Origin of the sequence: Virgisporangium ochraceum, from assembly GCF_016863655.1 — a bacterium.
Classification (GTDB): domain Bacteria; phylum Actinomycetota; class Actinomycetes; order Mycobacteriales; family Micromonosporaceae; genus Virgisporangium; species Virgisporangium ochraceum.
Genome location: NZ_BOPH01000124.1, coordinates 42,223 through 59,582, shown reverse-complemented (window position 1 = coordinate 59,582; position 17,360 = coordinate 42,223). Strand labels below are relative to the sequence as shown.

General features: G+C 73.4%; 15 protein-coding genes. 10 read left to right on the top strand and 5 right to left on the bottom strand.

Annotated elements, in window-relative coordinates; genetic code table 11:
* Window position 1: 1 nt before the first annotated feature.
* From Voc01_RS43350 to Voc01_RS43340, 3 genes are all read left to right on the top strand, one after another.
* Window positions 2–1,363: an aspartate aminotransferase family protein gene (locus Voc01_RS43350; RefSeq protein ID WP_203933576.1), complete on the top strand. Its 1,362-nt coding sequence runs from the start codon at window positions 2–4 to the stop codon at window positions 1,361–1,363.
* Complete coding sequence (locus tag Voc01_RS43345) at window positions 1,363–2,721, top strand: aminobutyraldehyde dehydrogenase (RefSeq protein WP_203933575.1); 1,359 nt, start codon at window positions 1,363–1,365, stop codon at window positions 2,719–2,721. Before Voc01_RS43350 ends, Voc01_RS43345 begins: the two co-directional genes overlap by 1 nt.
* A gap of 161 nt (window positions 2,722–2,882) precedes the next feature.
* A complete protein-coding gene (locus Voc01_RS43340) occupies window positions 2,883–4,340 on the top strand; it encodes a GGDEF domain-containing protein (RefSeq protein WP_203933574.1) in 1,458 nt (485 codons plus the stop codon).
* Window positions 4,341–4,560: 220 nt separating this feature from the next.
* Here Voc01_RS43340 and Voc01_RS43335 read toward each other — a convergent pair whose 3' ends face one another.
* Together Voc01_RS43335 and Voc01_RS43330 are read right to left on the bottom strand one after the other, a co-directional pair.
* Window positions 4,561–5,727, bottom strand: a complete 1,167-nt coding sequence (locus tag Voc01_RS43335) for an acyl-CoA dehydrogenase family protein (protein WP_203933573.1) — start codon at window positions 5,725–5,727, stop codon at window positions 4,561–4,563.
* 62 nt (window positions 5,728–5,789) lie between these two features.
* On the bottom strand, window positions 5,790–6,425 hold the full coding sequence (locus Voc01_RS43330) for a TetR/AcrR family transcriptional regulator (protein WP_203933572.1): 636 nt from the start codon (window positions 6,423–6,425) through the stop codon (window positions 5,790–5,792).
* Between the two features lie 67 nt (window positions 6,426–6,492).
* Between Voc01_RS43330 and Voc01_RS43325 the strand changes: the two genes are divergently transcribed.
* From Voc01_RS43325 to Voc01_RS43300, 6 genes are all read left to right on the top strand, one after another.
* Complete coding sequence (locus tag Voc01_RS43325) at window positions 6,493–7,647, top strand: ABC transporter ATP-binding protein (protein ID WP_203933571.1); 1,155 nt, start codon at window positions 6,493–6,495, stop codon at window positions 7,645–7,647.
* A gap of 21 nt (window positions 7,648–7,668) precedes the next feature.
* A complete protein-coding gene (locus tag Voc01_RS43320) occupies window positions 7,669–9,714 on the top strand; it encodes an acetate--CoA ligase family protein (RefSeq protein ID WP_203933570.1) in 2,046 nt (681 codons plus the stop codon).
* On the top strand, window positions 9,707–11,302 hold the full coding sequence (locus Voc01_RS43315; RefSeq protein WP_203933569.1) for a phytoene desaturase family protein: 1,596 nt from the start codon (window positions 9,707–9,709) through the stop codon (window positions 11,300–11,302). The genes Voc01_RS43320 and Voc01_RS43315 overlap by 8 nt, the downstream gene beginning before the upstream one ends.
* Before the next feature lie 71 nt (window positions 11,303–11,373).
* Window positions 11,374–11,826: an SRPBCC family protein gene (locus Voc01_RS43310; RefSeq protein WP_203933568.1), complete on the top strand. Its 453-nt coding sequence runs from the start codon at window positions 11,374–11,376 to the stop codon at window positions 11,824–11,826.
* Window positions 11,823–12,164: an ArsR/SmtB family transcription factor gene (locus Voc01_RS43305; RefSeq protein WP_275423814.1), complete on the top strand. Its 342-nt coding sequence runs from the start codon at window positions 11,823–11,825 to the stop codon at window positions 12,162–12,164. Before Voc01_RS43310 ends, Voc01_RS43305 begins: the two co-directional genes overlap by 4 nt.
* Window positions 12,165–12,168: 4 nt before the next feature.
* On the top strand, window positions 12,169–12,606 hold the full coding sequence (locus tag Voc01_RS43300; RefSeq protein ID WP_203933567.1) for an SRPBCC family protein: 438 nt from the start codon (window positions 12,169–12,171) through the stop codon (window positions 12,604–12,606).
* Between the two features lie 4 nt (window positions 12,607–12,610).
* Here Voc01_RS43300 and Voc01_RS43295 read toward each other — a convergent pair whose 3' ends face one another.
* A complete protein-coding gene (locus Voc01_RS43295) occupies window positions 12,611–14,503 on the bottom strand; it encodes a SpoIIE family protein phosphatase (RefSeq protein ID WP_203933566.1) in 1,893 nt (630 codons plus the stop codon).
* Between the two features lie 181 nt (window positions 14,504–14,684).
* Between Voc01_RS43295 and Voc01_RS43290 the strand changes: the two genes are divergently transcribed.
* A complete protein-coding gene (locus tag Voc01_RS43290; RefSeq protein ID WP_203933565.1) occupies window positions 14,685–15,164 on the top strand; it encodes a response regulator in 480 nt (159 codons plus the stop codon).
* Here Voc01_RS43290 and Voc01_RS43285 read toward each other — a convergent pair.
* On the bottom strand, window positions 15,153–15,968 hold the full coding sequence (locus Voc01_RS43285) for a citryl-CoA lyase (protein ID WP_203933564.1): 816 nt from the start codon (window positions 15,966–15,968) through the stop codon (window positions 15,153–15,155). The genes Voc01_RS43290 and Voc01_RS43285 overlap by 12 nt on opposite strands.
* A gap of 187 nt (window positions 15,969–16,155) precedes the next feature.
* Window positions 16,156–17,349 carry a CaiB/BaiF CoA transferase family protein gene (locus tag Voc01_RS43280; protein WP_203933563.1) on the bottom strand — a complete coding sequence of 398 codons (1,194 nt, stop codon included), beginning with the start codon at window positions 17,347–17,349 and terminating at the stop codon, window positions 16,156–16,158.
* Window positions 17,350–17,360: the final 11 nt, after the last annotated feature.

Genomic DNA, 17,360 nt, shown 5'->3' with positions numbered 1-17,360 from the left:
GGTGACGGACCTGGACATCCTCGACGGCCTCATCGCGGTCCAGGAGAAGCTTTTTCTCGCGCGCACCGGTGAGTCGCAGCGGGTCCGGCAGGAGTGCGCCGACGTGCTGCCCGGTGGCGTCGTGTCGAACTGGCAGGACGCGCCGCCCGGAGCGGTGTGGATCGACCGGGGCAGCGGCTCGCACCTGGTGGACGTCGACGGCACGGAGTACGTCGACCTGCACGGCGGGTTCGGCGTCGGCCTCGTCGGGCACGCGCATCCCGCGGTGGTCGCCGCCGTGTCCGACCGGGTGCGCAAGGGCACCCACTTCGCGCAGCCGACCGCTGACTCGGTCGTGGTCGCCCGCGACCTGGCCCGCCGGTTCGACCTGCCGATGTGGCGGTTCAACAACTCCGGCACCGAGTCCACGATGGACGCCGTCCACCTCATGCGCACGGCCACCGGCCGGCCGAAGATCATCAAGGTCGAGGGTTCGTACCACGGGCACCACGACAGCGTGCAGGTGTCCGTGTACCCGAGCGAGGAAGCGGCGGGCCCGGCCGGGAAGCCGAACTCCGTACCGGTCGGCACCGCGGTTCCCGATCCGTTGGTGGCGTTGACGGTCGTGGTGCCGTTCGGTGACCTCGCCGCCGTCGAACGGGTGCTGGCCGAGAACCCCGACGAGATCGCCGGCATGATCATCGAGCCGGTGATGATGAACATCGGCCTCATCCCGCCGCCGCACGGGTACCTGGCCGGCCTGCGTTACCTGCTGCACCGCCACGGTGCGTACCTCGCGTTCGACGAGGTGAAGACCGGGCTCGGGCTGGCGCCCGGCGGCGCGACCGAGTGGTCGGGCGTCGTGCCCGACCTCATCTGTCTGGCCAAGGCGCTCGGCGGCGGCCTGCCGTGCGGGGCGATCGGCGGCACCCGCGAGCTGATGGGCCTCATCACCAGCGGCGCGTACGAACAGGTGGGCACGTTCAACGGCAACCCGCTGACGATGGCGGCCAGCCGCGCCGTGCTCACCGAGATCCTCACCGACGACGCCTACGCCCACTTCGCGTCGCTGCGCACGACGATGGTCGAGGGCGCGACGGACATCCTGCGCCGGCACCGCCTGCCCGGGTTCGTACGCGCCTACGGCGCGAAGGGCGCGGTCATCTTCCACGACCGGCTCGACCACTACCGCGACTTCCTCGCCTACCCCGACCAGTGGGGCCACGCGCACTGGCTGTACCAGCACAACGGCGGGGTGTTCCTGCCGCCGTGGGGCAAGTGCGAACAGTGGACGGTGTCCGTCCAGCACTCCGACGCCGACGTGCGGCTGTTCCTGTCCAACCTGGGCCGGCTGGCCGCCGACCTCGGCGCGGCGCGCGGCTGATGGACCGGGTGGTCGACCCCGCGACGGGTGAGACGATCGCGGAGGTCCCGCGCACCGCCGACCTCGACGCGGCCGTCGACGGCGCGCGGACGGCGTTCGACGACTGGCGCCGACGGACCCCGGCGGAGCGGGCGGCCGCGCTGCTGCACCTGGCCGACCTCGTGGCGGCCGATAGGGAGGGCCTGACCGACGTCGAGTCGCGCAACGTCGGCAAGCCGGTCGCCGCCACCCCGGAGGAGATCGACTTCTCGGTCGACAACCTCCGGTTCTTCGCCGGTGCCGCCCGCTGCCTCGGCGCGCCGGCGGCGGGAGAGTATGTCGACGGTGCCACGTCGATGGTCCGGCGGGAGCCGGTCGGTGTGGTCGCGTCGATCACGCCGTGGAACTACCCGCTGATGATGGCCGTGTGGAAGCTCGGGCCGGCGGTCGCCGCCGGCTGCACGGTCGTCCTGAAGCCGTCCGAGCTGACCCCGCTGAGCACGCTGCGCCTGGCCGACCTCGCCGCGAAGGCGTTGCCGCCGGGGGTCTTCACGGTGGTGACCGGCGGCGGCGGGACGGGCGCCGCGCTCGCCGCGCACCCGGGCGTCGACCTGGTGTCGGTCACCGGCTCGGTCCGCACCGGCCGGGCGGTCGCGACCGCCGCCGCGCCGACGCTCAAGCGGCTGCACCTCGAACTCGGCGGCAAGGCGCCGGTCGTGGTGCTCGACGACGCCGACGTCGACGCCGTGGCGGCGGGTGTGCGCGCCGCCGGGTACGGCAACGCCGGCCAGGACTGCACCGCCGCCTGCCGCGTGATCGCGACCCCGGGCGTCTACGGGAGGGTCGTCGACGCGGTGACCGCGGCGGCCGCCTCGCTGGTGGTCGGCGACCCGCGCGACGCCGGCACCGAACTGGGTCCCCTGGTGAGCCGCGCCCAGCGCGAGCGGGTCGCCGGGTTCGTGTCCCGGGCGCTGGACGCCGGCGCCGCCGCGACCACCGGCGGCCGCGCCCTGGACGGACCGGGCGCCTACTACGCGCCGACCGTGCTGACCGGCGCCGGCCAAAGGTCCGAGATCGTGCAGAACGAGGTGTTCGGGCCCGTCGTCACCGTGCAGCGCGCCGCCGACGAGGCCGAGGCGCTCCGGATGGCCGGCGACGTCGACTACGCGCTCGCGGCGAGCGTGTGGACCGCCGACGCCGGCCGCGCGATGCGCGCGGCGGCCGGGCTGCGCTTCGGCGCGGTCTGGGTCAACGACCACATCACCGCGGCGTCGGAGATGCCGCACGGTGGGTTCCGGCTCTCCGGCTACGGGCGCGACATGTCCACCGCCGCGCTCGACCACTACAGCGAACCGCGACACGTGATGGTGAGGTGGTAGCGGGCAACGGTCATTCCGCTCGTTACCGGCGTGTCGAACGGCACGCCGGTAGTGGTGTTTCCGAAGCGCCGTCGCGAGCCGAAAACCGTTGGTACTAACGGTTTCGTTGCGATGACCGTCCGGTGGACCTCGATCGAACGAAGACGGTGAATCATGACCGCGTGAATTCTCACACTTCACCGCGAAAGCAACGCGCTCCCTTCCTGTGGCTGGTCTACTCCGGCATCGGGCTGTTCTGTCTCGCCCTCTACTTCGTGCTGCCGTACGACCCGCAGCAGCTGCTGTACACGGCGGTCGGGGTGAGCGCCGCGCTCGCGGTGGTGGCCGGCGTCGTCATCCACCGGCCGGCGGCGCCGCTCGGCTGGCTGCTGCTCGCCGCCGGTCAGATCTCCTACGCGACCGGGGACGTGCTCTACCTCATCATCGGTGAAGGCACCGCTGTCGACGTGTGCTATCTCGGCATGTACGTGTTCATTCTGGTGGCGCTCATCATGTTCGTGCGGCGGCGCATCCCGCGCGGAGAGTCGGCCACGCTCGTCGACCCCGCCGTGCTGGTGATCGCCGCCGGTGTCCTGTGGTGGGTGTACGTCATCGCGCCGCTCGCGGCCGACGGTGAGACCACGGCGCTGGTGATCGCCTACCCGATCCTCGACCTCCTCGTGCTGGCGGTCGCCCTGCGCCTGATCCTCGGCACCGGCGCGCGGACGCCGGCGTTCCGGCTGCTGGCGACCGGGCTGGTCGTCATGCTCGCCGCCGACGTGCTGTACGCGGTGGGCTCGGCCAACGGCACCTACGAGGACGGCAGCTGGCTCGACGGCGGGTGGATCCTGTCCTACGTGCTGCTGGGTGCCTCCGCGCTGCACCCGTCGATGCGGTGGCTCGACAGCCGGGCGCCGAGCGTCACCGGTCCCATCGGCGGAACCCGGCTGACCGTGCTCGTGATCGGTGCGCTGCTTCCGGTGCTGATGCTCGTCGCGCCGGGCCGAGCCGGCGTCGACCACCTGTGGTTCGTGGTGCCGGCCGCGGTGCTGCTGATGGTGCTTCTGGTGAGCCGGCTGATCGCGCACACCGCGAGCGAACGCGAACGCGCGATCGTCGATCCGCTCACCGGGCTGCACTCGCGGGGCGTGTTCGAGGCGAACATCGCGATCGAGGGTGAGCGGGCGCTGCGCAACCGCGGCCAGTTCGGCCTGGTCGCCGTCGAACTCGACGTGTTCCGCGTGATCGTCGAGACCTACGGGCAGCCGGCCGGAGACACGGTGCTGCGCGAGGTGACGCGACGGCTGCGGGCCATGTGCCGGCCGGAGGACCTCATCGCCCGCACCGGCCCGCACCGCTTCGGCATCCTGCTGCTCGACGCAGACGGCTACCACGCCGGGCATTTCGCCGAGGCGGTCCGCGACGCGGTGGCGAACCCGAAGGTGCCGCTGGACTCCGACGTGGAGGTCCGGGTCACCGCGTCGGTCGGTGTGGCCGCGCTCCCGTACGACGCGCCGGTTCCCGGTCGCCTGCTCCAGGTCACCGAGGACGCGATGGCGGCGGCCCGCGCCGCCGGTGGCAACCGCACCCACAACTGGCGCGGCCAGGTCAACGTCATCGCGCCGTCGATGCACCGCTGATGCCGGCCTGGGAGACCGCTGAACGACAGCGCGGTCGTGCCGGGGACCGCTGACCGGCTGGTGATCGAAAGTGGCGGGCCTTTCGTAGCAGCGCGTGGTGTGGGTGCGGCCGGATGCTGCGTCCGTCCTTGGTCGTGGTGCAGCGTTCGCGCAATGGGCAGGTGACCGCGCGGGCCTGCTCGTCGACGGTGGAGTCGTCGAGGGTGAACCCGCCCCGGTACTAGGCGATGACGGTGCGGACGCCGCGGCGTTGCAGGGCCCGCGCGACGACCAGCCGCTGGATCTCGCTGGTGCCCTCCCAGATCCGGTCGACGCGCAGCTCGCGCAGGAACCGCTCCGCCGCGTAGGTGCGCACGTAGCCGCGTCCGCCGAAGGTCTGCACCACGCGGTCGGCGCAGCGGTAGGCGGCCTCGCTGGCGAACAGCTTGGCGAGGGACGCCTTGGCGTGCACCACCTTCGGGTCGGCGCCGCCGTCGGCAAGCGCCGCCACCTCGTAGACCAGCAGGCGCGCGGCGGCGGCGTCGGCGGCCGAGTCGGCCAGCGGGAACGACACGCCCTGGTGGTCTATGATGCGGGCGCCGCCCTGCTCGCGCCTGGAGGCCCACTCGACGGCCTCCTCCAGCAGCCTCCCCATCGCGCCCACGCAGTGCACGGCGATGCCGAGGCGCTCCTCCACGAACCACGCCTGCTGCAACGTGTCGGCCGCGCCGAGACCGCCCAGGACCGCCTCCGGCCCCACGCGCACGTCGGTGAAGCGGATCGTCGGGTGCCCGTGCGGGAACGAGTGGGTGAACGGCGGGTCGTCGACGGTCGTCACCCCCGGGTGGTCGGCGTCGACGATGAACAGCGTCGGACCGAGGCCGTCGGCGTTCGCGACCACGATGTGGGCGGTCGCCACGTCGCCGCTGGTGACGAACCACTTCTCGCCGTCGATCACCCAGTGGTCGCCGTCGCGGCGGGCGGTGGTGACGATTCCGGACGGGTCGGAGCCGGCGTGCTCCTCGGTGACCGCGTACGACAGCGACGCGGTGCCGCGCAGCGACGGCACGAGGTGTCGCTCGATCTGCTCGGGGGTGCCGGCGCCGAGCACGTTGTACGCGTCGGGCACCCACCACCACAGCCCGTTCGTGCAGCGGCCGAACTGCTCGTGCACGGCCACGTAGTCGACCGTCGACCAGCCCTGCCCGCCGTGCTCGACCGCGTGCCGGCCGCCGGCCAGGTTCGCGGCCAGCGCCTCGTCGCGGATGCGGGCGACGACCTCGTCGGGCAGCCGGCCACGGGCCCGCTCGGCGTCGACCTCGTGCGGCAGCAGGACCTCGTCGACGAAGCGGCGCGCCCGGTCGGCAAGGCGTTGCTGCCCGGCGGACAGCTGTACCAGCGGCGCCATCAGCGGCTCCCGGGTCCACGAAACTGACTGGTGGTTCAGTCAATCGACGGAGCGGCGACGTGTCAAGCGGGGAAGTCCTCGCGGCGCAGGCCGACCTCGCGGGCCGCGGCGGTGCGCACGTGCTCCAGCAGCCGCTTGCGCGGGATCGCACCGGGGTGCACGGTGTTGCGCACCATCAGCCCGTCGAGCAACGCGTCGAGCCGCTCCGCGGCCGAGACCGGGTCGGGACAGGTGAACTCGCCCGCCGCCACCCCGTCGCGGATCACCCGTTCGAGTGCCTTCAACCAGGCGCGCTCCAGCTCCAGCAGGATCGCCCGCATCGCCGGTGCCCGCAGGCTCGCCGCCCACGCCTCGATCCACAGGATCCAGCTCTGGTCGGCACGGGTGCTCGGGATGTAGTAGCGCATCACGCGGTCGAGGCGGTCGAGGGCGCTCGCGTCGGCCTCGACGAGGCGCGCGAGCTGCTTCCGCTCCGCCTCGCTCGACGCCCGCAGCATCTCCGCCATGAGCTCGTCCTTGGTGGCGAAGTGGTAGTGGACGAGACCCCCGCTCACGTTCGTCGCCTTGGCGACGTCGGCGATCCGCGCGCTCGCCATGCCACGGTCGAGCACCACCTGCCGGGCGGCGTCGAGCAGCTCGCCGCGCCGCCGGTCGGTCTGCCCCGCACGGCTGTTTCCCGCGTGTTGCTCCTTTGACACACGTGCACCATATCTCGGACCTACTGGTTGTTCAGTCAGCCGCGGCGACACGCATAGACTGCGCGACATGAAGGGCACCGACACGCCCACGGGCGGGATGCTCGAGCTCGCGGGCCTGCGTAAGGTCCACGGCACGACGGTCGCCGTCGACCGCATCGACCTACGGATCGCCGCGGGCGAGTTCTTCTCGCTGCTCGGCCCGTCCGGCTGCGGCAAGACGACGACGCTGCAGATGATCGGCGGCTTCGAGGCGCCGACCGGTGGCCGCGTCCTGCTCGACGGCGCCGACCTCACCGGGATGCCGGCCCACCGGCGTCCCATCAACACGGTCTTCCAGAGCTACGCGTTGTTCCCGCACCTCACCGTGGCGCAGAACGTCGAGTACGGGCTGCGGTGGCGGGCCGGCGTCGGTAAGGCGGAGCGGCGCACCCGCGCCGGCGAGGCGCTCGACCTGGTTCGCCTGTCGGCGCTCGCCGGCCGGCGCCCCACCCAGCTCTCCGGCGGCGAGCAGCAGCGGGTGGCGCTGGCCCGGGCCCTGGTGTGCCGCCCGTCGGTGCTGCTGCTCGACGAGCCGTTCGGCGCGCTCGACGCCAAGCTCCGCAAGGCCTTGCGGGCCGAGCTCACCGCGGTGCAGCGCGCGGTCGGCACGACGTTCGTCTTCGTGACGCACGACCAGGAGGAGGCGCTGGAGATCTCCGACCGCATCGCGGTGATGGACCACGGCCGCGTCGTGCAGTGCGGCCGCCCGAAGGACGTGTACGAGACCCCCGACACCGAGTTCGTCGCCGACTTCCTCGGCCTGACGAACCTGCTCGAGGTGACGTGCGTCGGCGGCCCGGACGTGCGCCTGGGCGAGTTCACCGTCACCTGCACGCCGGTGGGCGGTGACGTCCGCAGCGGACCGGGCCGCATCGTGATCCGGCCGGAGCGGGTGCGGCTCGAGGCGGCCGGCGGCACCGGCGCCAACCGTGTGCCGGCGATCGTCGACCGGCTCGTGTACGTCGGCGCCACCAGCCAGGTGCTGGTGCGGCTCCCGCACGGCCCCGTCGTGCAGGTCATGCTGGTCAACGACTCCGACCACGACCACCTGCGCGCCGGCGAGGCGGTGACGCTGCACCTGCCGCCCGCGGCGGTGCGGCTCCTGGCGCCGGAACCGGCGCCAAGCGCGGTGCGGCGCGATGAGGAGATGGCCCTGACCGGAGAAGGCTTGACAACTGACTGATCCACCAATCAGTTTGACGGGGTGGACCTGAGCCGGCTCCTGGACCCCCGCTCGATCGCCGTCGTGGGTGCCTCGGCCCGGCCGGGCTCCTACGGCAACCAGGCCGTGGCGAACCTCGTCGCGAACCGGTTCCCCGGCCAGGTGTTCGGCGTGCACCCGACCGCGTCGGCCGTCCACGGCGTGCCGTGCGTGCCCCGGCTCGCCGACCTCCCGGTCGCACCGGACGCCGTCGTGATCGCCACCCCGGCCGCCACCGTGCCCGGCCTGCTCGCCGAGGCCGGCGACCTCGGCGCGGGCGGCGCCGTCGTCTTCGCCGCCGGGTTCGCGGAGACGCCCGGGGGGCGCCCGCTGCAGCGGCGGCTGCGCGACACCGCGCTGCGGTACGGGATCCCGGTCTGCGGTCCGAACGGCAACGGCATCGTCCCGGTGCACGCGCGGGCGCCGATGTGGGGCGACGCCTGCGTCCTCGGGACGCCCGGCCCGGTCGCGCTCGTCTCGCAGAGCGGCAACGTGGCCGTCAACGCCCTCGCCAGCACCCGCGGGCTGCGGCTGCACACCGTCGTGTCGTGCGGGAACCAGGCCGTCCTCGACGCCGCCGACTACCTCGACACCGTCGCCGGCCTGCCCGGCGTGCGGGCCGTCGCGCTGTACCTGGAAGCCGACGGCGACGGGGCGAAACTGGTACGCGCGCTGGCCCGGTGCGCCGAGCGCGACGTGCGCGTGGTCGTCCTCAAGGCCGGCGCGAGCCCGCTGGGCGCGGACGCCGCGGCGTCGCACACCGGTTCGGTCGCCGGCGACGCGCGGGTGCTGCGCGCGGTCGTGGAGGAGGCCGGCGGCGTGTGGGCGCACCACCCGCACGAGCTGCTGGAGCTGGCGAAGGCGCTCGGGTACGCCCGCCGGGCGGCGCGGCCGGGCACGGTGGTCGTCACGTGCTCCGGCGGCGACGCCGCGATCGCCGCCGACGAGGCGCACCGCCTCGGCGTCGCGCTTCCGGCGCTGTCGGAGCACACGGTGACCGCGTTGAGCGCGGTCCTGCCGCCGCAGGCGACCGCCGCGAACCCGCTGGACTACACCGCTGTCCTCTTCGGACAGGTCGGGCCGACCGCGGACCTCGTGGCGCACGCCGGCGCCGACCCGGCCGTCGGCACCGTGCTCGTCTACCACGACCGGCCCGCCGACCTCGACACGGCCGCGGCGGCCGACTGGGACGACGCGCTGGCCGGCGTGGTCGCCGGCGCCAAGCGGCTGGACAAGCCGGTGCTGGTGGCCTCGACGCTGCCGGAGCTGATGCCCGAGCCGGTCGCGGAGGCGCTCGTCGACGCCGGCCTGGTGCCGGTCGCCGGGCTGCGCGAGGGCGTGCGCTGCGCGGGCGTCCTGCACCACCCGGCCGCCGACCCGGCCCGCCTGCGCGCGATCGCCGACGGCGCAACGGTTCCCGGCGCACCGGGCGGCTGGCTGTCCGAGCACGGGGCCAAGGAACTGCTGCGGGCGGCGGGGATCCGCATCCCGCCCGGTCACCTCGCCCCGGACGCCGACGCGGCGGTGACGGCCGCGCGGCGGGTGGGCGGCGCTGTCGCCATGAAGCTCAACGACGCCGACCTGCGGCACAAGAGCGACGCCGGCGCGGTGCGGCTGAACGTGCGCGGCGACGCGGCCGTCCGGGCGGTGTTCGACGCGCTGCGGGCGCTGCCCGGCCGGGGCGGAACGCCAGTGCTGGTCGAGGAGATGTGCGCGCCGGGCGTCGAGGTGATGGTCGCGGTACGGCGGAACGGGCTGGTGCCGGTGCTCGTCGTCGCGCTCGGCGGGGTCTGGGTCGAGGTGCTCGACGACGCGGTGCTGGTCCCGTTGCCGTTCGACGCGGCGACGGTCCGCGACGCCCTGCGCCGCCTGCGCGCGGCGCCCCTGCTCGCCGGCGTGGACCTCGACGCCCTGGCCGACCTCGCCACCCGCCTGGCCGCCCTCGCCCGCGACGCCGACCTCGACCTGGTCGAGCTGAACCCGGTCATCGCACGGCCCGACGGCGCGACCGCCGTCGACGCCGTCATCCGTAGGAGGCTCCATGAATGACATCGCGGCCCGGCTCGGCGAGATCGGCCTGCCGGCGCCCGTGCGCGACCTGGCCGCCCGGCACTGGGACGTCGTCGTGGTCGGCGGTGGCCACAATGGACTGACGTGCGCGGCCTACCTCGCCCGCGCCGGCCGGTCGGTGCTGGTTCTCGAGGCGCGCGAGCGGCTCGGCGGCGCCGCCACCCTCGACCGGCCGTTCCCCGACCGGCGGTACGTGGTGAGCCCGTGCGCGTACGTCATCGGGCTGCTCGACCAGACCGTCATCGACGACCTGCGGCTGCACGAGCGCGGCCTGGAGGTCTACCTCGCCGACCCGCAGCTGTGGATCCCCTACGACGACGGCACCGCGTTCGCGCAGTGGATGGACCACGAACGCACGCTGGAGGGCCTGCGGACACTGGGTTTCAGCCGGAAGGACATCGACGGGTACGTCGCCTACGAGGACCTGTTCGACCGGATCCGCATCAAACTCCGCAAGGGCGCGGTGGACACGTGGTCCGTCGACGCGCCGAGCCGGGCGGAGCTCGAGGAGCTGCTCGGCCACGAGCGGCTCATGTGCGACGTGCTGTTCGAGGCGTCCATCTCCGACGTGCTCGACGAGTTCGTCACCGACCAACGGCTCAAGGACGCGCTGTTCGGGCAGGGCATCATCGGCACGTACGCCGGTCCGCGCGACCCGGGCACCGCGGCGGTCAAGCTGATGCACTTCGCCGGCGAGGTGCTCGGCCACGGCGCCGTATGGGGCTACGTGCGCGGCGGCATGGGCATGGTGAGCTTCGCGATCGCCGACGCCGCCCGCGACGCCGGCGCGGTACTGACCACCGGGCTGACCGTCGCGGAGGTGCTGCCCGGCGAGGGCGTGCGGCTCGACGACGGCACGCTGATCCGCTGCGACCGCGTCGTCAGCAACGCCGACCCGAAGCGGCTGCTCGGCATGCTGCCGCCCGACACGGTGCCGGCGCCGTACCGCACGCGCCTGGAGGACTGGGACATCCGCAGTCCCGTCGTGAAGTTCAACGCGGCGCTGCACCGGCTCCCGTCGTGGACCGCCGCGCCCGGCGAGACGTTCATGGCGCTCGGCGTCGTCGACGTGACCACCGGCCTCGACGCGGCACAACGGGCGTTCGCCGCCTGCGACGCCGGCGAACCGGCGGTCGGCTTCGGGGAGATCTACGTCCAGACCGGCCACGACCCGGGCCCGGCCCCCGAGGGCCGCCACCTGATGAGCATCTTCGGCCAGTACGCGCCGTACGCCCTCACCGGCGGCTGGGAGGCCCGCCGCACCGAGGTCGCCCGCCAGTTCATCGACCTCGTCGGCCGGTTCGCCCCCGACTTCGAGGACTGCCTGGAGAGCTACGAGGTCCTCGGCCCGCCCGACATCGAGGCCCGCGTCGGGCTGACCGGCGGCCACATCTTCCAGGGCGAGGTGCGCCCCGACCAGATGTGGACCAACCGGCTCTCCCCGCGTACCGACGTCCCCGGTGTCTACCTGTGCGGCGCCGCCACCCATCCGGGCGGCAGCGTGATCGCGTTGAACGGCCGCAACGCCGCCCGGGCGGTGCTGGCCGACCTCGAAAGCCCTCGCTGAAGCAACCGATGGTTGCGCATCGCCGGGGGGAGCGCTAACGTCTTTCGCAACCAAAGGTTGCGGGAGGCCACATGGAGTTCGGGACCATCGAGCGCGAGGTCTACATCGAGGCGTCACCCGAGGTGGTGTTCGACGTGGTCAGCGACCCCGACCACGTCCGGCGGTGGTGGCCCGACGACGCGCGTTACGAGCCCACACCGGGGTCCACCGGCGAGCTCCGCTTCGGCGACTGCGACGCCGGCGGGAAGGTCGTGGCGTTCACCGTCGTCGACGTGCGGCCGCCGCACCTGTTCGCGTTCCGGTGGACCCACGACGCCGGCGAGGTGGCGACCGAGGGCAACTCGTTGCTGGTCACGTTCGAGCTGGCTCCGTCCGGCAGCGGAACGACGCTCACCATGACCGAGTCGGGCTTCCGCGAGCGGGGCTGGCAGGCCGCCGTCCTGGAGCGGCAGTACCGGGAGCACGTCACCGGCTGGGACACGTTCCTGCCCCGGCTCGTCCCGTACGCCGAGAAGCAGCCGTGATCGTCGACGACGACCTCTGGTCGGCGATCGGCGACCCGACCCGCCGGCGGATGCTCGACCTGCTGCTCGCCGACGGCGCCGGCACCGCGACCACCTTGAGCGCGCGGCTGCCCGTCACCCGGCAGGCGATCGCCAAGCATCTCGCCGTTCTCGACCGCGTGGGGCTCGTCCGGGCAACCTCCGCGGGGCGGGAGCGGCGCTACCGGGTCGACGACGCACAGCTGGCCCGCGCGGTCGCCCAGCTGTCGTCGGTCGGGTCGGCCTGGGACGCGAGGCTGCGCCGCATCACCCGGATCGCCGAATCGATCCAACGCAACATCGACAACGAGAAGGAGTAAGGCAATGGTGGACATCCTGCACCGGGTCGGCGTCAAGGACGCGACCCCGGAGAACGTGTACGAGGCGCTGACGACCGTCGACGGGCTCGCCGGCTGGTGGACCACCGACACCAGCGAGCACGACGGCGTTCTCCGGTTCCGGTTCCCGCCCATCGGCGGGTTCGACATGGAGGTGCTCGAGACGCGGCCGGCGGAACGGGTCACCTGGAAGGTCGTCGACGGCCCCGAGGAGTGGATCGGCACCACGGTCGACTGGCAGCTCCGCCGGGAGGGTGAGTACACGGTGATCCTGTTCGGGCACCGGGGCTGGAAGGAGCCGGTCGAGTTCATGAACCACTGCAGCACCAAGTGGGCGACGTTCCTGCTGAGCCTGAAGTCGTTGGTGGAGAACGGAAAGGGCAGCCCCGCACCCGACGACGTGCGGGTCGGCGACTGGCACTGAGCCGCTACGGGAGCGTGCGGGCGCTCAGGTCGGTGAGGTCGAGGATGTGACGGGCGTTGGTCCCCGGCGGTGCCCACAGCTCGATCGGCAGCTCACCGGTCAGCCGGTGCAGCAGCTGCACCCCGGCGCTCGCCAGGAGCGACACGGCGCTCAGGTCGAGGACGAGCGGTTCGGAGTTGTGGTGCTGCACCGCGGCGTGCAGCAGCGGCGTGGTGGTGGCGTCGAGCGAACCGTGCACGGCCAGCCGCGGCCGCTGGCCGGGCTCGTCGGTGCGGATCGCGCTGAACGCGTGGGGGGCCGGGGTCGCGTCGTAGGCGCGGCCGTTGTCCTGCGCGAGCACCGTCGGGTGTCCGGGCGTCAGGCACAACGTGACGCGCGTGCCGTGCGCGCCGCTGTCGATGACGACCTCGTCGCAGACCGTGCGCATCAGCCCGATGCCCCGGCCGCCCGACGTGCCGGTGGGCGGCCGCCACCGGCCGTCGTCGTCGACGGTCATGCGGATGGTGCCGGTGGCGTCGAGGTCGACCACGACACCGAGCCGGCCCGGCACCCCGTCGGCGTACGCGTGTACGACCACGTTCGTGGCGGCTTCGCAGGCGGCCAGCATGACCGCCGTCGCGTCGGTGTCGCGGAGGCCGAGCGGGCCGATCCACGCGGTCACCGCCTCGCGCACGGTCGCGAGCTCGGCCGGGTCGGCGCGGAGGTCGAGGATCAGCGGCTGCTGCGGCGCGGGCAGGAGGTGCGCGGCGAGCGCGGTGACGTCGTCGTGGTACCCGACCCGGGTGATCCGCTCCACCGCCAGCGTCGTGAGCCGGTCGGGCAGCGAGCGGGGCGCGATCCGTCCGCCGGTGTCGAGGGCCGTGGCGGCGACGCGGGCCAGCCGGCTCTGACCGTCGTGGAGGGTCTCGCCGGGGCGCTCGACGAGGCCGTCGGTGTAGAGGAGCACGAGGTCGCCGGCGTCGAGTCGCACGGTGGACGGCGCCGGGGCGGTGCCGCGGACGCCCAGCGGCGCGCCGGGGGTCGCGGGCAGGTACCGGGTACGGCCGTCGGCGCCGCAGACCAGCGGCGCCGGATGGGCCCGGGACAGGTATGTCAGCGTGCGGTCGGCCGGGTCGAGCACCGCGACGCACACGGTGGCGGCGCGGGTGGTCGGCGTGCGGGCGGCGTAGGCGTCGAGCCGGGCGACGGCGTCGGCGATGTCGACATCGGGCTGCAGCAGCGCCTCGTGGAGCACCGTCTGCAGGCGGGCCATCGCGGCGGCGGCCTCCGCGCCGTGGCCGACCACGTCGCCGACCACCAGGGCGACCCGGCCGTGGCCGAGCGGCACCGCGCCGAACCAGTCGCCGCCGGCCTGCAGCTCGGCCTCGGCGACCCGGTACCGGGCGGCGAGGCGCACCTGCGGCAGCACCGGCAGCACGTCGGGCAGCAGGTGCCGCTGCAGGGTGAACAGCACCTGCTCGGCCGCCTCGGCCCGCTGCTCGGCGCCGGCGAGCCGGGCCTGCGCCGCCCGCCGGGCCAGGACGTCGTCGGTGTGGTCGACGGCGTGCGCGACGATGCCGCGCATCGTTCCGTCCGGATGCCTCATGGGGACCAGCGAGAACGTGAGGAACACCTCGGAGTCGGGGTCGGACCGGTCGAACGTCGTCTGCCACTCGACGGCGAGGAACGGACGCTCCTCGACCCACACGCGGTCGAGGACCTCGAAGATCTCCTGCCCGACGATCGCCGGCACCGCCTCGCGCACCGGCAGCCCGACCACGTCCTCCCGGCGGTAGAGCTTCCGGCAGGCCGCGTTCGCGGCGCGGATCACCAGCTCGGGGCCCTCGAAGAGAACCAGGACGGGGGCGGCGTTCTCGAACGCCTCCATGATCGTGGCCGGGTCGCCGGTCCGTTGCATGCTCTCCCACCACCGGGGGTCCGCCCACCGGGAATCGTCGGCCGGGCCGCCTGCCGCCATGGTTCTCCTCCCGGGGTCCGGAGTTCCGCACCGACGCTAGCGGACAGTAGCGGGTCCGGCACGAGCGGCCCCGTCGCCGTTCGATTCGACAGCCACCGAGCGGCGACGGATACTCAGGGTCATGGCTGGAAGTGCCGACGGCCCGTCCCGCGGTCGGTCCATCCATCAGCCCTCCGATGATCCCCGGTCCGAGGTCGAGGGTCGGGTCCGTGGCGCCGACGCCGAGCGGCCGGTCGCCCTCCTCGTCCAGCACGACCGGCGCGGCCGGATCGACGGCCACGAGGTCGCGCGGCGGCTCGAGCCCTACTTCGAGATCATCCCGACCGCCGACCTGCCGACGGCGCTCGCGCTGATCGCCGACCGGCGGCTCGACTTCATCATGGTCGACGCGACCCTGCCCGACCCGTCGATGATCGAGCTCGTCGCGCAGGCCCGCGTCCGCCAGTGGCTCCGCGACCTGCCGATCATCTGCTACGGCGCGGCGGCGGCCGGCCCCGCCGTGTCGCGCCTGGCCGGAGCCGCCGCGCACGACATCATCCTGGAGCCGGTCGGCACCGACGAGCTGGTCGCCCGCATCACGGTGGTCCTGTCACCCCGCTGAGGTCGGTCGGTACTCGGGGAGCACGGTCGGCGGGATCGGGCCCTTGTTGCGCCGGCCGGTCTGCGTCTCCTCCCAGGCGTGGGCGAGGATGCCGATGCTCCGGCTGAGCACGAACAGCCCGCGGGCCAGCGGCGCCGCGAACCCGAGCTCGGCGTAGATGACCGCGGTCGCGCCGTCGATGTTCATCGGGACGGGCCGCCGGCCCGGCCGGACGAGCGCCGCCTCGACGGCCCGGGCCGCGGTGACGAAGTGCCCCTCGACCACGCCGTCGGCGACCGCTCCGTCGACGAGGCCGAGCAGCGGGTCCCGGCGCGGGTCGACGGGGTGGAAGCGGTGGCCGAAGCCGGGCAGGTAGGGCGACCGCTCGCGCCACGCGGCGATCACGGTGGCGACCGCCGTGTCGAGGTCGGCTCCGCCAGCCTGCGCCGCGCGGACGTCGTGGAGCAGCTCGACGCACTGCTGGCCGGCGCCGCCGTGCGAGTCGCCGAGGAGGTTCACGCCGGTCGCGATCGCGTTGTTCAGGCCGACGCCGCAGGTGGCGGCCATCCGCGCGGCGGCGATCGACGGCGCGTGGGGCCCGTGGTCTACGCCGGCGACGAGGGCTGCCTCGAGGAGCTTCGCCTGGGGCGGCTCCGGCAGGTGGCCGCGCAGCATGAGCCAGACCATCTCGGTGAGCCCGACGCAGCCGATGAGGTCCTGTACGGGTCGGCCCCGCAGCTCGATGACGCCCGGCGCCATGTGGGTGATGGCGGTCGCCCACCACCGGGCGACCTCGGCGGTCCCGTCCGTGCCGGTCGTCTCCACCCCGCCACCTCTCCTCGATGCTGAACGCTACACGGTACGCGAGGACCGACAGATGGACCACCGTCCTGGTAGTCCACGCCGATCGGTCCTTGACGCGGAACACCGCCTGGCGCGATAACTAACGTACTAGTTCGTACAACAAGGAGGGCCAATGGGCCGGAGCCTCCCGGTCGGGCGTTAGCCGATGTCAGCGCACCGCACGGTCACCGGAGACCCGCCACCGCCGGACGATCTCCGGCAGTTGGTCGTTGTGCTCGCCGAGCAGCGGCGCCGCGGCGGTGGGGCGCGACGGCTGCCCGTCGATGAGGACGCCGGTGCCGCTGAGCCGCACCTGCCGGTGCCCGTCGCCCGGGAAGGGCACCTCGGCGAAGAACTGCCGGTGCGCCAACTGGTCGAGGCCGACCGCCTGGGGAACCGTGAGGACGCGCGCCGCGGGCACACCGACCCGGTTGAGCTCCCGCTCCCACCACAAAGCGGAACGCCCGCCCAGCGCGGAGTTCAGCTCCCGGTTCAGCTCGTCGCGGTGCGCCTTGCGGGCGTCGCGTTCGGCGAAGCGCGGGTCGGTGAGGAGGTCGGGCCGGCCGACGCACCGGCACAGGCTCTCGAACTGCTCCTGCCGGTTGGCCGCGATGTTCAGCGGCCCGTCGGCGGCCTCGAACGTGCCCGACGGGGCGGCGGTGGGGTTCTGGTCGCCCATCGGCTCGGGCTCCACGCCACCGACAAGGTAGTTGGAGACGGCCCATCCCATCGCCGACAGCGACGCCTCGAGCATCGACACGTCGAGCCACCGGCCGCGCCCGTCGTGGTGCCTGCCGGCGAGGGCCGCGGTGATGGACAGGGCCGCCATGAGCCCGCCGACCGAGTCGCTGATCGGGAAACCCACGCGCAGGGGCGCGCTGTCGTGCGTCCCCGTGATGCTCATCATCCCGGACAGGCCCTGGATGATCTGGTCGTAGGCGGGCGCCTGGCTCATCGGGCCGTGCTGGCCGAAACCGCTGATGGCGCAGTAGATCAGCGACGGGTTGAGCTCGCTCAGGCGCGGCCAGTCGTAGCCCATGCGGGCGAGGACACCGGCGCGGTAGTTCTCCACCAGCACGTCGGCGGCGCCGACCAGCTCCTCGAACGACGCGCGGCCGTCGGCCGACTTGAGGTCGAGCTCGACCGACTTCTTGCCGGCGTTCTGGGCCAGGAACGACGTACCGAGGCCGATGCGGTTGAGCGCGGGGTCGGGCCCCAGCTGGCGGGCGAGGTCGCCGCTTCCGGGGATCTCGACCTTGACGACCTCCGCACCGAGGATCGCGAGCTGGTACGTGCAGTACGGCCCGGCGAGGACATTCGTCATGTCCAGCACGCGTGTCCCGGCGAGTGGTCGGTGCGCCATCAGCGGCCTCC

What these genes read in the sequence shown, in the direction of transcription:
- Voc01_RS43335 (WP_203933573.1), bottom strand. Translation starts at nt 5,727, where the DNA reads ATGGCGCCGCTGGTACAGCTGTCCGCCGGGCAGCAACGCCTTGCCGAC.
- Voc01_RS43315 (WP_203933569.1), top strand. Translation starts at nt 9,707, where the DNA reads ATGAATGACATCGCGGCCCGGCTCGGCGAGATCGGCCTGCCGGCGCCC.
- Voc01_RS43300 (WP_203933567.1), top strand. Translation starts at nt 12,169, where the DNA reads ATGGTGGACATCCTGCACCGGGTCGGCGTCAAGGACGCGACCCCGGAG.
- Voc01_RS43290 (WP_203933565.1), top strand. Translation starts at nt 14,685, where the DNA reads ATGGCTGGAAGTGCCGACGGCCCGTCCCGCGGTCGGTCCATCCATCAG.
- Voc01_RS43295 (WP_203933566.1), bottom strand. Translation starts at nt 14,503, where the DNA reads ATGCAACGGACCGGCGACCCGGCCACGATCATGGAGGCGTTCGAGAAC.
- Voc01_RS43310 (WP_203933568.1), top strand. Translation starts at nt 11,374, where the DNA reads ATGGAGTTCGGGACCATCGAGCGCGAGGTCTACATCGAGGCGTCACCC.
- Voc01_RS43325 (WP_203933571.1), top strand. Translation starts at nt 6,493, where the DNA reads ATGAAGGGCACCGACACGCCCACGGGCGGGATGCTCGAGCTCGCGGGC.
- Voc01_RS43280 (WP_203933563.1), bottom strand. Translation starts at nt 17,349, where the DNA reads ATGGCGCACCGACCACTCGCCGGGACACGCGTGCTGGACATGACGAAT.
- Voc01_RS43345 (WP_203933575.1), top strand. Translation starts at nt 1,363, where the DNA reads ATGGACCGGGTGGTCGACCCCGCGACGGGTGAGACGATCGCGGAGGTC.